This window comes from Sphingobacterium sp. KH_072 (assembly GCF_057837975.1).
Genome location: NZ_CM174457.1, coordinates 3,297,912 through 3,312,009 on the forward strand (window position 1 = coordinate 3,297,912; position 14,098 = coordinate 3,312,009).

Annotated in this window: 12 protein-coding genes; 3 read left to right on the plus strand and 9 right to left on the minus strand. The window is 42.1% G+C overall.

From position 1 onward, the window contains the following. Nucleotides 1–4: 4 nt before the first annotated feature. Nucleotides 5–2,452 carry a bifunctional aspartate kinase/homoserine dehydrogenase I gene (thrA, locus tag AC3IRT_RS14675; protein WP_489393960.1) on the minus strand — a complete coding sequence of 816 codons (2,448 nt, stop codon included), beginning with the start codon at nucleotides 2,450–2,452 and terminating at the stop codon, nucleotides 5–7. 430 nt (nucleotides 2,453–2,882) lie between these two features. On the opposite strand from thrA, the gene AC3IRT_RS14680 reads away from it, so the two are divergent. Next, nucleotides 2,883–3,461, plus strand: coding sequence for a C40 family peptidase (locus AC3IRT_RS14680; RefSeq protein ID WP_489393961.1), 579 nt, complete (start codon nucleotides 2,883–2,885; stop codon nucleotides 3,459–3,461). Nucleotides 3,462–3,572: 111 nt separating this feature from the next. Continuing rightward, on the plus strand, nucleotides 3,573–4,091 hold the full coding sequence (locus tag AC3IRT_RS14685) for a phosphoribosyltransferase family protein (protein ID WP_166335191.1): 519 nt from the start codon (nucleotides 3,573–3,575) through the stop codon (nucleotides 4,089–4,091). Between the two features lie 5 nt (nucleotides 4,092–4,096). Here AC3IRT_RS14685 and AC3IRT_RS14690 read toward each other — a convergent pair whose 3' ends face one another. The 8 genes from AC3IRT_RS14690 to AC3IRT_RS14725 form a co-directional block, all read right to left on the minus strand. After that, complete coding sequence (locus AC3IRT_RS14690) at nucleotides 4,097–5,542, minus strand: lytic transglycosylase domain-containing protein (RefSeq protein WP_489393962.1); 1,446 nt, start codon at nucleotides 5,540–5,542, stop codon at nucleotides 4,097–4,099. A 135-nt stretch (nucleotides 5,543–5,677) separates the two neighbouring features. Beyond that, complete coding sequence (locus AC3IRT_RS14695; RefSeq protein WP_166335195.1) at nucleotides 5,678–5,896, minus strand: twin-arginine translocase TatA/TatE family subunit; 219 nt, start codon at nucleotides 5,894–5,896, stop codon at nucleotides 5,678–5,680. A 101-nt stretch (nucleotides 5,897–5,997) separates the two neighbouring features. Next, nucleotides 5,998–7,263: a murein hydrolase activator EnvC family protein gene (locus tag AC3IRT_RS14700; protein WP_489393963.1), complete on the minus strand. Its 1,266-nt coding sequence runs from the start codon at nucleotides 7,261–7,263 to the stop codon at nucleotides 5,998–6,000. Between the two features lie 133 nt (nucleotides 7,264–7,396). Continuing rightward, complete coding sequence (gene lolB1, locus AC3IRT_RS14705) at nucleotides 7,397–8,158, minus strand: lipoprotein insertase outer membrane protein LolB1 (protein ID WP_489393964.1); 762 nt, start codon at nucleotides 8,156–8,158, stop codon at nucleotides 7,397–7,399. Then, nucleotides 8,136–9,800 (minus strand): tetratricopeptide repeat protein, encoded by a 1,665-nt coding sequence (locus AC3IRT_RS14710; RefSeq protein ID WP_489393965.1) that lies wholly within the window; start codon nucleotides 9,798–9,800, stop codon nucleotides 8,136–8,138. Before AC3IRT_RS14710 ends, lolB1 begins: the two co-directional genes overlap by 23 nt. A gap of 285 nt (nucleotides 9,801–10,085) precedes the next feature. After that, nucleotides 10,086–10,307 carry a DUF6814 family protein gene (locus tag AC3IRT_RS14715; protein ID WP_489393966.1) on the minus strand — a complete coding sequence of 74 codons (222 nt, stop codon included), beginning with the start codon at nucleotides 10,305–10,307 and terminating at the stop codon, nucleotides 10,086–10,088. A gap of 39 nt (nucleotides 10,308–10,346) precedes the next feature. Beyond that, the gene (locus tag AC3IRT_RS14720) at nucleotides 10,347–11,891 is read right to left on the minus strand and encodes an MFS transporter (RefSeq protein ID WP_489393967.1); all 1,545 of its coding nucleotides are present in this window, start codon (nucleotides 11,889–11,891) and stop codon (nucleotides 10,347–10,349) included. A gap of 56 nt (nucleotides 11,892–11,947) precedes the next feature. Next, a complete protein-coding gene (locus AC3IRT_RS14725; RefSeq protein ID WP_489393968.1) occupies nucleotides 11,948–13,324 on the minus strand; it encodes a hypothetical protein in 1,377 nt (458 codons plus the stop codon). Nucleotides 13,325–13,654: 330 nt separating this feature from the next. On the opposite strand from AC3IRT_RS14725, the gene rplM reads away from it, so the two are divergent. Then, complete coding sequence (rplM, locus tag AC3IRT_RS14730; protein WP_489393969.1) at nucleotides 13,655–14,098, plus strand: 50S ribosomal protein L13; 444 nt, start codon at nucleotides 13,655–13,657, stop codon at nucleotides 14,096–14,098.

Consider the following 14,098-nt stretch of genomic DNA (forward strand, 5'->3'; position numbering starts at 1 on the left):
TCCTTTATGCACCAATATTCACCAAATCCGAAAATACCCCTGCGGCAGTTACCTCAGCGCCGGCGCCCGGTCCTTTCACAACCAACGGACGGACCTTGTAACGTTCTGTAGTAAAGGAAATAATGTTATCACTACCCGATAGCGAATAAAACGGATGATCTGCGCCTACCATTTCCAACTCGATAAACACCTTTCCTTCGGCCAACTTACCAATGTACCGCAATACTTTATCTTCGGCAGCAGCACGATCGCGCAAGTCATTAAAATAAACGTCTGATTTTTGGAGCTCTTCATAGAAATCTGCCACCGAGGTCGCAGCCAAGCAAGATGCTGGCAAGATATTGCCCAAAACCACATCGGCGGGTTCGATTTCATGTCCGGCATCACGAGCAAGGATCAACATCTTGCGCATAAAATCCACACCGCCCAGATCATCACGCGGATCTGGCTCGGTATAGCCCAACTCTTGTGCTTGTTTGACCACATCGTAGAAGGAGACGCCTTCGACAAAATTGTTGAAGATATAAGAAATCGTACCCGACAGTATCGCTTCGATCTTTAACAGTCGGTCGCCACTCATCATCAAATCTTTGAGCACGCGAACTATCGGTAAGCCAGCACCTACATTGGTCTCGTAATAGAAATCTACGCCAAAACGACGTGCCGTATCGCGCAATAGCTTGTAATTAGCGAAAGATCCGGAGTTCGCAATCTTATTACAGGTAACGATCGATATACTGGATTTAAAAATCTCTTCGTAATAGGTCGAAGGCAAAGCGCTGGCCGTGTTATCAATAAATACACAGTTCGGCAGGTTGAACAGCTTCATGCGCTCTACAAAAACAGATAGATCAGATACTTCTCCTTGCTGCTCTAAAGTAGATTCCCATGCCGAAAGGTCGATCCCAGCCACATCGAAATGCATATTTCTAGAATTGGCAATGCCTACTACTTTGATATCGATATCATTGTGCTCCACCAGAAAATCATGTTGCTCCCGCAATTGCTCATACAAAGTAGCGCCGATATTGCCCGTGCCTAAGCTGAATACATGCAAGGTTTTATTCAGCGTAGCAAAAAATGCGTCATGTACTGCATTTAGGGCTTTTCCCAAATTTTCCTTATCGATGATGACCGAAATATTCAATTCAGAAGATCCTTGCGCTATCGCGCGAACATTAATTCCGTTGCGCGCTAAGGCTTGAAATAGCTTACCCGACATACCCGGCGTGCGTTTCATATTTTCGCCCACGATGGCCAATACGGACAATCCAGACTCGGGCGCCGGCAAGATGAGTTTTCCTGCGCCAATCTCCAGTTCAAATTCCTGATAAATCAATTGCTGCGCTTTTTGCGTGTCTCGCGGACTCACCGCAAAGGTGATGCTATGCTCCGAAGATGATTGCGTGATCAAGATCACATTGATCTGCTCGCGCGCCAGTAAACTAAATAAACGACCACTAAAACCAGTACGACCAATCATGCCGCTACCAATCATATTGATCACGGAGATATCGCCAATAGACGAAATACCTTTTATAGGATACGACGATTTCTCGCTTTCAAACTGGATCACCGTGCCTGCAAAATCCGGCTTGAAGGTATTACGAATAACGATGGGTATTTTTTTTGTGAAGGCCGGCAACATCGTTGGCGGGTAAATCACTTTTGCCCCAAAGTAGGAAAGCTCCATAGCTTCGGTGTACGATAACGTAGATAATGGAAAGGCTTTAGATACAATGCGCGGATCTGCCGTCAGCATACCGTCTACGTCGGTCCAAATTTCGATACGCTCTGCATCTAGCGCTGCCCCGAAGATCGCTGCTGTATAATCAGAACCGCCTCTTCCTAATGTGGTGACACGACCTGCTTCATTCGAGCCGATAAATCCGGTCACAAAAAGCAATTTATCGGCATGCGTGTCACTTAATGCCTGAATCAACGGTATGGTTCGCTCCTGATCCACGTTGGCCTGTCCAAAATTTGAATCGGTTTTGATGTAGGATGAAGCATCTATAAATGACACATTAGGAATTTCCTGCTCCATAATCTTGGATACCATATAGCTAGAACAACGTTCTCCGTAGGAAATCAACAAGTCCTTACTTTGTAAACTCAACTCTTGCAATACGGCAACACCTTGAAGTAAGGCATCGATTTCATTAAATAAAAGTTTCAGCCGGGTTAGTACGGGGTTTTGAAATTTGACAGGGATCAAGTTTTTTACAACCTCAAAATGTCGGGCCTCCATCTCAGCAAGTCCTGCTTCAAAAGAATTCCCAGAAGCAGCATCTTCCGCCATGGCTTGTAAGGTATTGGTAATGCCAGACATGGCCGACAACACGATGATTGGCTGTTCGTCACTATCGTAAGATTTTTTGATAATCGCTAGTACAGACCGGATACTTTCTACCGAGCCAACAGATGTGCCACCAAATTTTAAAACTTTCATATAATATTGCGATAAATAAACTCCATAAAAAAAGCCTTCCTCGTTTCGGAGGAAGGCTTTGTATAATTAAGTACGTTGAATCGCTACCATACAAAAACTTCCTCCGGAGAACTAATCCCGGTGGTAATAATTGTAATAATAGTGATCGATGTAAGCATGTCAAATAAAATTCTTACAACAAATAAAGGATATTATTTTAAATAATCCAAACATTATGCTAAAAATTAAAAAATTACCTAATGCAAGCTCTGAGAGCTAATTCTTTTTAGCGCTATGGTGGGATAAGTACCTGTTTGGCAGAATTATCATAGAAATGAAATAATTTCTCTTGCAACTCGCGTATCTATACATTACATTTGTGTTAAGTACATAGCGGGTTAGGGGGTTTATACCTAATGATCCATTTATACATCAGCGAAATCGCGATTTAATGAAAACAAAGAAACTAGTAGCAGCAATGCTTTTCATAGGCTTATGTCTAGTGTCGCAGGCACAAACAACACAAACAAAATCCTCTGACCCTGATAATCTGGCGAAAGAGTACTTTTCACAAATTATGGGCGTCGCTGTAAATGCTACTACCAATACCAAACTTTATCAATTTGTATACGAATGGGTCGGCACACCTTATAGACTAGGTGGAGATTCCAAACGCGGTATTGATTGTTCTAAGTTCTCGTTGGCGGTGTATGAGAACGTATTCAACACGACCATCGGTTATAACAGTCGCAATCAGTATGCCAATGTAACGACTGTACAAAAGAATGACCTACAGGCAGGTGATTTAGTATTTTTCAAAATTCGCAGCAAAAGCATCACACATGTAGGTGTTTATTTGGGTGATAATCAGTTTGCGCACGCATCTTCTAGTAAAGGAGTCATGGTGAGTAATCTGGACGAAGCTTACTGGCGTCGTTATTACTTTAGTGGCGGACGCCCTAAGGTAGACCAAGATCGCGTGATGATGGCAAACATCGGTAGCGAAGAAGAAGACAACAACTTGAACTAAACAATTCTCTGTAGAGAATTTTAATGATATTTTAAGTCTGAATGTGATGCACATTCAGACTTTTTTATTTGAAAGATTTGCTATTTTTATGGCATTTAATACCATTACATTATGTCGGCAACGAAAACCCTGATTTTAAATAAGGAACAGATTCACCAAAAATCTAAACGTATCGCGTACCAGATCATCGAAGATAATTTTGATGAGACGGATATCGTACTGGTAGGTATTGCTGATAGGGGTTATGTATTTGCGCAACGTTTGCAAAAATTGCTGCAGGAGATCGCTCCGCAAATAAACATTGAGTTGATGCGCGTAACAATCGACAAATTGAAGCGTCAGCTGGATGCCAGCGCAGATCAAGATTTGACCATTGCACAAGATAAAGTAATTGTGTTAGTAGATGATGTATTAAATAGTGGTCGTACCTTGGCTTATGGCTTAGGATTATTCTTAAATATTCCCTTGAAGAAAATGCGCACGGCGGTATTGATAGACCGCAGCCATCACTCCTTCCCGATTTTCAGTGATTACTACGGGTTGAAGCTCTCGACTATCTTGAAAGAGCATGTGGAGGTAGAGTTTGAAGAACACGATGGTGTGGCTTCGGATGCCGCTTACCTTGCGTAACCGACTTAGATTCTTCCTTTTATCTGGGCAACTTTGATTTTCTGACCGATAGACAGGTGATTATTTTTGATATTATTATCCGCTTTTAGTTGCGCGATCGTCGCTCCCTTGTACCGAGATACAATCCCTGTCAACGTTTCACCTTTCTTCACGGTGTGCACAACATAAGCAGTTTGTTTCACCGGTGCTGCTGTTGCCTTTGCTTTGCTCACATTAGACGCTAACCGCGTATCTACACGTTGTGCTTCTTCTTCTTTTTCAATCCATAAAGTCTTGCCTGTAGAAACACTTTTGGACGAAAGATCATTCCAAGCCAATAATTCTGATACCGTTACATCATGCTTTCGTGCAATGGTGGCCAATGTTTCGCCAGCCTTCACCGTATAATGTACTCCAGTGAGCATTTTATCTACAATGGGTACGCCTTGTTGGTGGAGTGCCACATACAACAAAGAATCATTCATATGCTCTTGCGTAGGCACAATGAGTCGCTTTGGATGTTCGACCGTGCCATTCACCTGCTTCCGTTTAAAAGCTGGATTGTACGCTTGCATCACCTCCAAAGAACAATCTACCGCCTGAGCAACTAGATTTAGATCTACTTGCCGATCTACCATCACCACGCGATAAGGAGACTGCAAATCGGTCGTTTGTGCAGCAAGCTGATGCGACTGTGCATGCTTCAAGACATAAGACATGGCAATGTATTTTGGAATATAATTGCGCGTCTCTTGCGGTAAATAAGGTGATAACTCCCAGAAGGTTGGCGCATGCATACCAGAACGTTGTATGGCACGTCGTACACAACCACGACCACAATTGTACGACGCCAAAGCCAATAGCCAATCATTGAACTCGTCGTAAGCATCCGTCAAATATTTTGAGACGGCGTACGTGCTGAGATAGACATCTTTGCGCTCATCGATATAGCTATCCATCACCAAATCATACCCTTTTGCGGTACCATAGATAAACTGCCACGGACCTAAGGCACCAGAGGTAGAAAGTGTATGTGGATTTAGCGACGATTCTACGACGGACAAGTATTTTACTTCGTCCGGCACCTGTGTTTCCTCAAAAATCTGCTCGTAAATCGGGAAATAATATTCGCTCAAACCTAATAATTTCTCCATATAAGGCTTGTAGTTACGCGAAATGTATTTGTCTAAATAAGCTTTGACGAGATGGTTGTATTCCAATGGAATGGTTTTCTGCATCCGCTGGATGCGTTGCCCAATAAGCACATCATCATACGAGAAATCGACCTGCGCACCGTGCACTTCTTTGACGGAATCTAAATGGGTGACCACCGATTCTCGTTCCTGCTCGAATTGCTTTTGTATGGATTGCTGTAAAGGCTTCCGTAGTACGTTTCTAGTTCTCTTTTGTGCTGTGGTCGTTTGGAAGACCATCACAAACATCAATAGTAATAAGCTTATCTTATTGTCCATTATGAATGGGTGTGATTAGTTTAAATGGGCGCTGGCTTAATGCTTAGTTGCCAACACTATAAATACAAAAAGCCAAAAAGTTCTGCTAACGCTTAGCTAGCAGAACTTTTTGGCCGTTATCTATTCAAGATCCGATTATCTTGGATCGTTGATTGAGTCATTTCTTCTGGTATGTGTTGTGTCAGTATCTTCAGCAGTAGGCTCCTCACGTTGCCCCTCTTTAAATTCCTTTACACCTCTACCCAATCCACGCATCAATTCAGGAATTTTCTTACCTCCAAAAAGAAGTAGAACGATGACGACAATAATGATAATTTCTTGCGTTCCTATGAACGCTAAATGTGCTGTATTCATAATATCTGTTCCTAATTATCCCATAACACTGAACTCAAATGTAGTCACTATCAGGGAATAATACTAATATTTCAATTATTTTGTTACTATTCAACTAATTCTTACCGTGCCAACCATCCAGAAGGATCTTGCGGATTTTGACCTTGGTACACGCCAAAGTTAAGTACTGGGAATCCACGATCTGGATCATCATCTACTGTACCGATGGTCTGCCCTCTCGAAATTTTCTCTCCACGACGCACTGAATGCGATTTTAAGTTTGAATACGTGGTAAAGAACTCACCATGTCGTACCACCACTAACCCTGGTAAAGCTTGCGCCACCTCGCCATCAAACACAGCTCTTACAGTCGCATTTGATCCGGTCCGAATACCGACATCCAAATCATCTACTGTAACACCGCGCTCTACCGTTTTGCGACCAAAAGCGCTAATAATATTGCCTTGTGCTACTGGCCAAGGAAGGCGACCGCGATTCGATTTGAAGTCTGCCGATAGACGTGTAGCTTCTGGCGTGCTATTCAATACATTAGAACCCGTTTTCGCTTCGATCTTTTTCTCGGCTTCTACGACCGTGGTACCAGAGCGTTTAGCTTCTTCCTCCGCTAGTTTGCGTCGGCGCTCTTCTTCCAAGCGTTTTGCGGCAGCTACTTCACGCGCAATGGCATTGCGTATAGCAGCATCTAGTCGTTTTTTCTCCTGCTGCTTACCTGTCAGTTGGCTTTGGAAACCGCGCTCCTCGCGCACCAACTTGCTCAACTCTTGCTGGTGATTGGATCTATCTTTAGATATCACATCGCGCTCCGCACGTTGCTCAGCCAACAATTTGGCTTGAGCTTTCTTATCTACCTCTAGTTGCGCAAGTTTCAGCTGTATCTGTTTTTGTGTCCCTTCGATTTCAGCAGCTTTGATCTTTCGAGCGTCATTGAATTGCTGCAAGTATTTTACCCGTTTGAAACCTTGGTTGAAATCTCGCGACGCGAAGATGAACATCATTTTATTATAGGCATTCTTGTTGCGAAAAGCGAATAAGATCATTTTCTTATAATCTTGGCGCATCTTCTCGAGTTCTGCTTCGAGCGCTGCTACCTCACGGGTATTTTTAGTAATCTGATTGCTGATGATTTGCAATTCTTTATTGATCGTTCCGATCTTATCTTCTCGCAGGTTCAGCTGCTTGCTTAATGCAGTTACTTCATTTTGAGAAAGCAATTTCTCCTGCAATTTGGCACGTAATCCTTTCTGTAGCGTCGCAATTTCAGCATCGATTCTTTCTCTTTGCTTCTTCAGCTCAGCACTGCTTTGTCCGAATGACAAAACCACTGCAAAACACACGAAAGCTATACTGAAGATTATTTTTTTGATCATAAGAGTTACCGGAACTAGCTATCCAATCATTTGTAAAGAGGCAAAATTAACGATATTAATCAGTTAAGCTGACACGGGGATAGGTCTTTTTTTGACATTTTACGAAATTTAACAGAACATACGCATCTGAACTCTAAAAAGGCATTTCCAACTTCTCATTGAATTGCACACGGTTGTACTGCAAATCTGCTTTTACTTGCAAGCCTTCTCCTTGTACGTTAAGGATAAAACGCTGTGGAAATACGTGACCATTAAACGAACCATATTGATCGTAAGATGCATCCAGGATCTGGCCTAATTGCTTGTCTTCTATCTTGGTGGCATAAGGCCGATTTTGTGCATTCATACCGTATTGGAATGTCACATTGTTCTTCGCTCCTACGATGATAACATCATCGCCATTGCTCGCTATCTGCACTTGGGATGAACGCAATAGCTCGGGCGAAAGATTGCCCACCAAAATATCTTGCAATGATTTAAAAGTAAGTCCAGGATTGATATAATTATACACATACGAGAATGGGCGAGTAATCAGCTCCTTCCTCGGATATTTCGTTTGTATCTTGATACTATCTGGCGTAATCAATACACGCGCCACCTCAATATTCAACAAGGCAGTAACGGAAATCCAAATGGCTTTATCCCGTTCCACCCGAATGTGGGCGGTCGCATCATGGCTATTTTTGTCCATCGTAACTTTGGCCTTTGCCCTGCCAGAAAATGTGAAATAGTCAAGATTACTCATTTCAAATGTCTTGATGGAGTTATCTGTAGACATATCTGTTGTGGGCACTTCTGCCCCCTTGGCCGTCTTCCGGCGAGATGAACAGGATGATGCGAAGACCACAACAGCAAGCAACGCGCAAACGTATTTAGTCAATAAACTTTTTCTCACGGATCTTTTCTTTTAATTTATCTACATCTACAGACTTGTCTTCATGGGCTAGGTTTAATGCTTTCTGCCATTGCGCCACAGCAATTTTAGTTTTACCTAGTTTAGATAGGATATCGCCATGATGCTCTAACAAGACAGCCGAAGGCTTCTCGCCTTTCATCGCTTTTTCAATCCATATCTGCGCTTCTTGGTAATTTCCTTGCTGAAACAATACCCAAGCATAGGTATCCATAAAGGTGTTGGAAGTTGGCTCTAACTCAGTAGCTTGCTTGGCATATGCGGCCGCTTGATCCAAATTTTCTTTCCGAATCGACCAGTAATAAGCCAAGTTATTCAAAGCAGATGCATTGGTACTATCCAATGCGATCGCTTCTTGGTAGGCCGCATCAGATACTTTTATCATATCCAAAGCGTGGTACAAATCTCCTAGTGAACCGTAGATCATAGATTTGACGTAATCATTTTCATTGGCACTGTTATCCAATGCGGCTTCTAAATATTCGCGGGCGGCAGTAGTATCTTTATTAATGAAATAAGCAATTCCCGTAAAGTAAAACAATACCGCATTATCCGGAAAGTGAATCAATGCCTCCTGCCCGTGCATAATGCTTTCGCTGAGCTGATTGGCCGCCATCTCCACATTCATCAGTTTTCTCCACGTATCAGCCTGCCGAGGATTGATACCCAACGAGGTCAGATATAACGATTTGGCCTCCGCCAAGTTTTGGCTTTGCCAAAGGATGTCTGCCTTAAAATTATAGTTCTCTGCTATACGTGGGTACTTCAGCACCAGCATATTCGCCAGATCTTGTTTTTGTGGTAAGGTCAGCATATCCGGACTTGCTGCGATCTGCGTCATCACGCGGTGTTTTTCGGGATAAGGAATACTTTCCGAACGAAAAGCTTCTTGCAACGCGGCATATGCACGCTGCGGTTTTTTCTGGTTATTGTAAATATCCGCTAGGTCAAAGTAAAGAAAATCATTCTTCGTAAAAGTCAAACCGTCCTCTATTACTTGGATAGCTTGTTTCCCCTGTCCGAGGTTATTGTTTACGAAGGCCAATGTGCCATACACCTCGCGTATTGGTGAACGTTCTTTATACCATTTCTCTAATAAGGTACGTGCTTCTTTGAGCTTACCCATATCAATCAATACTTCTGCCTTCACCACGTCCAGCGTATCCGAAGCGCCGATCGCTTTGGTCGCTTCATCATATACCGCCAATGCTTCTTCGGATTTATCCGAAGCATGCAACATCAACATCTTTTCGCGCAGAATTACTGGATTATTCGGATAATACTGCAAAAGCTGATTGAGTGTACGAACGATAGCCTCGCCATCTCCCATCGTTTTGTAAAGACCAAGCAGATGATTATTGTAGGTCAGATCTTTCGGTTTAAGGCGAATAGCTTGCTGAGCAAATGGCAAACTGCCTTCTACATCCCCCATTTGCGCATACAATAAGGACTTCGCGTAATATGCTTCCGAGTAATCGGAATATTCCTGAATAAGGTTATCCAACAACTCAGCACCCTCGTTTACTTGTCCTGCTTGCAGTAATTGTTGGAATTCGATCAATTTCTGCTGATACGCAGTATCTGGCGTCCCTTGTTGCGCTTCCGACCTCGTGAAAATCGTCAAAACGAATAGGGCTGATAACAGAAGGATTCTCTGAAAAGAATTTGAAAACATATATGGATTGAACTAATATTATGGGAATCTTATTTATTAAATTACACTAAAGATAGTTTAAACAAAAGTAAAATAATAAAGTTCTAAACAGTATGTTGTTTTTTGGTTTATCAGAAAATTAACAAATGACCGAAAAAACGGCATCATGACCATCTTGTCAGGAGCAGAATCACAACGGAGATATCATTAAAAAATGGATTGATATACAGCAATTAATACAGCACCAATTTACCGTTATTCTTCTTGTGTGTATTCTCCAATTAGCGCATAATAGCCAAATACCATCAATCCTACCACAATCAAAGGCAATAGGACAAACAAAATAATAATCCCAAAAACAAGACCATCTTGCGTACCCGACACGAATTTTGGCCAGCCAAAAGTAACGAGAAAGTAGCCCATACCTACTGCCAGAAGAATCCAAACTATACCTAAAAATCTTTTTATCGCATTCATATTAATTTCGTTTACATCAATAATTAAAAAATCAATCCGTTAATCGGTATAGCGTGTGGTCATCTTTTTGGTAATATAGATCACACCGATTATAAAACAGATAGCACCAATAATAATCGGATACCAAAGTCCTTCCAGATAAAAATCGGCCTTGCCCTCGCTTTGCGCATTGGAAACGAAGTAGGTAGAGATTGCAGGTAACAATCCACCAAAAATGCCATTACCAATATGATAAGGCAGCGACATCGAAGTATATCGTATGCGTACAGGAAACAGTTCGACCAAAAAAGCAGCAATAGGACCATACACCATAGTTACGAAGAGTACTTGTATCCAAACTAGAAAAGTTAGACTCCATTTATCCGCACTGTTCACCTCGATAGATTTGGCTTGTGCTATTTGTGTTTTTCCACTAACTATTTTTGCCATGCCATTTTCCAGATGTAAGGTGCGCGTCTCCGTAACGGCCGTACCATCTTCAAAATACCGTATGGTCGTAAACACGGAATCTTGGGTATCTCCCAACTGTTTTAGCGCATTGGTCTCCATTCGTCGTTCCACCATTTCAGTTTTGTGTTCCAGATTGGTCGTTTGGTACATTTTTTCATAAATCGCTCGATAAGACAAAATAGCGATCAGCATGCCCGACATCATCACTGCTTTACGACCAATCTTGTCACTGAGCCAACCAAAGAAAATGAAGAAAGGTGTACCTCCTAGCAAGGCCATCACTAAAATTGTGATTACCTGTTCGGGATTTACGGACATGACGCGTTCTAGAAAACTCATGGCATAAAACTGGCCAGTATACCAGATTACTCCTTGCCCCATGGCTGCACCAAATAGAGCGAGTAATACAAATTTAAGATTGTACCTATTTCCAAAACTTTCTTTAAGTGGATTAGACGATGTTTTCCCTTCCGATTTTGCTTTCGCAAAAGCTGGGGATTCGCTCATATTCTTACGAATCAAGTATGATACATAGACCATCAAAATAGATACCCAAAAAGGGATACGCCATCCCCACAAATCAAATTGCTCTGGTGTGAGCATGGTCCTGGTAAACAAGATGACTAGCAGCGAGATAAACAGACCGACAGTCGCCGTCGTTTGAATCCACGAAGTCCAGAATCCTTTTTGTCCTTTAGGCGCATGTTCGGCTACGTATGTAGCTGCTCCGCCGTATTCTCCACCTAAAGCTAAACCTTGCAGCAGGCGCATGAATAAGACGATGATTGGCGCAGCATAACCGATCGTTTCAAAACTCGGCACACAACCGATAATGAAGGTGGCTCCACCCATCAATAATAAGGTGACCATGAACGTGTACTTTCGGCCGATGATATCGCCTAAGCGACCGAAGAACAATGCACCGAACGGCCGCACGACGAAACCTGCCGCAAAGGTGGCTAAGGTTGACAAAAATGCTGCAGTGGGATTGTCGGAAGGAAAAAACTTGGTAGAAAGCACAACGGCCAGACTTCCGAAAATATAGAAATCGTACCATTCGATCAAAGTGCCCATAGAAGACGCGGTAATAACGCTCCATATTCCACTTGGCTTCTGCGGATTGGTATTGCTCATAAAATTTAGTTTTTTTGGTTATTTAAAGTTAGAAATCTTCTCGAATAGATTTGATCTTATAAATAAATATGTAATTGAAGAATGAAATCTCCTCGAGAACCATCTCGTTCGCCGCCGATAGCTCTATAGATCGGGCGTGTAGAATACTGTCCTGTAATTTTGGCGTGCTGTCCATCTAAAAGCAGATTAGCACCTATATCAAACTGCGAACTTGCGGACTGCAATTGTTCAAAATTTTTGTAAGTATATGCTCCGAAAGGCTGAAAACGGACCTTCGGTTTTTCCTTCGAAGTCGGGATCAAATATCCAGCTTGAGTATACCATATATTGCCCGTACCAATCATGGGCTGGAGATTGCCCGGACCTGCTAGCGCACGAGATCCCGTGAAATTCGGATCTTCGACTGCTAAATTCATAATTCCAAGATTCCTTAGATAGTTTGGCCCCATATTATAATTGTAAAATACGGAATACATTGTCAACGCAGCTTTTTGCTCTGGTATGCCTATTGGCAAATCCAAGAAAGCATCCGCCGAGTATAATCGCATAGCATGTTGACTAATTTCTCCAGCCACCATGCTACGGGTTGATCTCGCTGCGTTGTAAAAACCCACACCCAGATTAAATACTCTTTTCGTGCCGAGATACGAGCCCGTTTTGAAAGGCAATAGATTAGATTCCCTTTCCAAAAATTGATATTCAACATATCCACCAGTGGATAGTCGTGAGTTCCCGTTATTGTCGACTGCAATGGCCTGCTCGGGATTGGTCGCATTTATCGGCGTCAGATTCGTAGCGAATGGTTTGTTCACACTAAAACGATATTCAATAGAACCATATTTACCTTTTGCAAATAATCCCATTTGTCGTGCAAACTGATCCGAATTTTCTATTAGCGGCCAGTTAAATATCGGTGCGTCGAGCGTCATGATATTTAGCGTTGAAGTCATCGTAGAGCGAGAAAGCCCCATGTAATAATGTAAACCACCACCAATGGACAAGCTAAAGGGTTTGTCGGCTGAAGGCAATACTACCGCATACTCATTCCATGCGTCATGGAAAAAGATTCCAGGTTTTTTTCCCGCACCATTTGCACCCGTCCCCTGCGCATCAGGCCCCGGTGCACCGCCTCCTACAAAAGATTGATTATTGACACCTACATGAGTAAATACTAAGTAACGAGGGGTAATTTGCGCATACATCAAGAATCGTAAACGTCGATTGGCAATATCATAACTGCGGTCGGCCTCTTCGCCATTGATCATAGAGCCTGGGTTATTCTGCGTAGATCTTGCCCAGATTTGATTCCAGATCACAAATCGGACGTATTTTGATCCGTCTTCATTTAAATCTACCTTGATACCAGAATCATATTCCGAAGATCCCTGACCAAAACTTGCTTGGCTGAAAAGAGCCAAACATAGTACACTCATAAAAAGCTTCATATCTTATTGTATTGGTTATCAAATTGGTGAGCTGTACAGTTACAGCTGTATTAGTCTACTACAAAGCGGTAATACAATAGCACAAACAACTATTTAAAATTAAAATATTAAACCAATTTAATAATTAAATAATAATAAAGAAATTTTAAAAGCGATATTTTTACATCTTTTGTGCACGAATAGAAAAGAGCCCCATGCGCAACGTCACATAATTAAAATTCATTGTATGATCTGATAAATATTGCTTACCTTTGCAGACCTTATTGTAGTGAGTACAGGAAGGAAAGAATTTATTAATTAATTTTAAAACAAAAGCAAGTGAATACGTTAAGTTACAAAACTGTCTCTGCTAACAAAAACACCGTAAACAAGGAATGGATCGTTGTTGACGCTGAAGGAGAGATTTTGGGGCGCTTGGCAAGCGAGATTGCGAAAGTAATCCGCGGCAAACACAAGCCTACATTCACCCCACACGTAGACTGTGGAGATAATGTAATCGTTATCAACGCAGACAAGATTAAGTTGACAGGAAACAAAATGGGCGACAAAGTTTATGTTCGCTACACCGGCTACCCAGGTGGTCAACGTTTTGTCTCTCCAAAAGAATTAATGGCTAAACATCCAGAGCGCATCATCGAGAAAGCGGTACGTGGTATGTTGCCTAGAAACCGTTTGGGCCGTGAGCTATTTAGAAACCTTTTTGTTTATGCTGGTTCTGAGCACAAACATCAGGCACAAAATCCAAAAACTGTTAAATTTTAA

What these genes read in the sequence shown, in the direction of transcription:
- thrA (WP_489393960.1), bottom strand. Translation starts at nt 2,452, where the DNA reads ATGAAAGTTTTAAAATTTGGTGGCACATCTGTTGGCTCGGTAGAAAGT.
- AC3IRT_RS14680 (WP_489393961.1), top strand. Translation starts at nt 2,883, where the DNA reads ATGAAAACAAAGAAACTAGTAGCAGCAATGCTTTTCATAGGCTTATGT.
- AC3IRT_RS14685 (WP_166335191.1), top strand. Translation starts at nt 3,573, where the DNA reads ATGTCGGCAACGAAAACCCTGATTTTAAATAAGGAACAGATTCACCAA.
- AC3IRT_RS14690 (WP_489393962.1), bottom strand. Translation starts at nt 5,542, where the DNA reads ATGGACAATAAGATAAGCTTATTACTATTGATGTTTGTGATGGTCTTC.
- AC3IRT_RS14695 (WP_166335195.1), bottom strand. Translation starts at nt 5,896, where the DNA reads ATGAATACAGCACATTTAGCGTTCATAGGAACGCAAGAAATTATCATT.
- AC3IRT_RS14700 (WP_489393963.1), bottom strand. Translation starts at nt 7,263, where the DNA reads ATGATCAAAAAAATAATCTTCAGTATAGCTTTCGTGTGTTTTGCAGTG.
- AC3IRT_RS14715 (WP_489393966.1), bottom strand. Translation starts at nt 10,307, where the DNA reads ATGAATGCGATAAAAAGATTTTTAGGTATAGTTTGGATTCTTCTGGCA.
- AC3IRT_RS14720 (WP_489393967.1), bottom strand. Translation starts at nt 11,891, where the DNA reads ATGAGCAATACCAATCCGCAGAAGCCAAGTGGAATATGGAGCGTTATT.
- AC3IRT_RS14725 (WP_489393968.1), bottom strand. Translation starts at nt 13,324, where the DNA reads ATGAGTGTACTATGTTTGGCTCTTTTCAGCCAAGCAAGTTTTGGTCAG.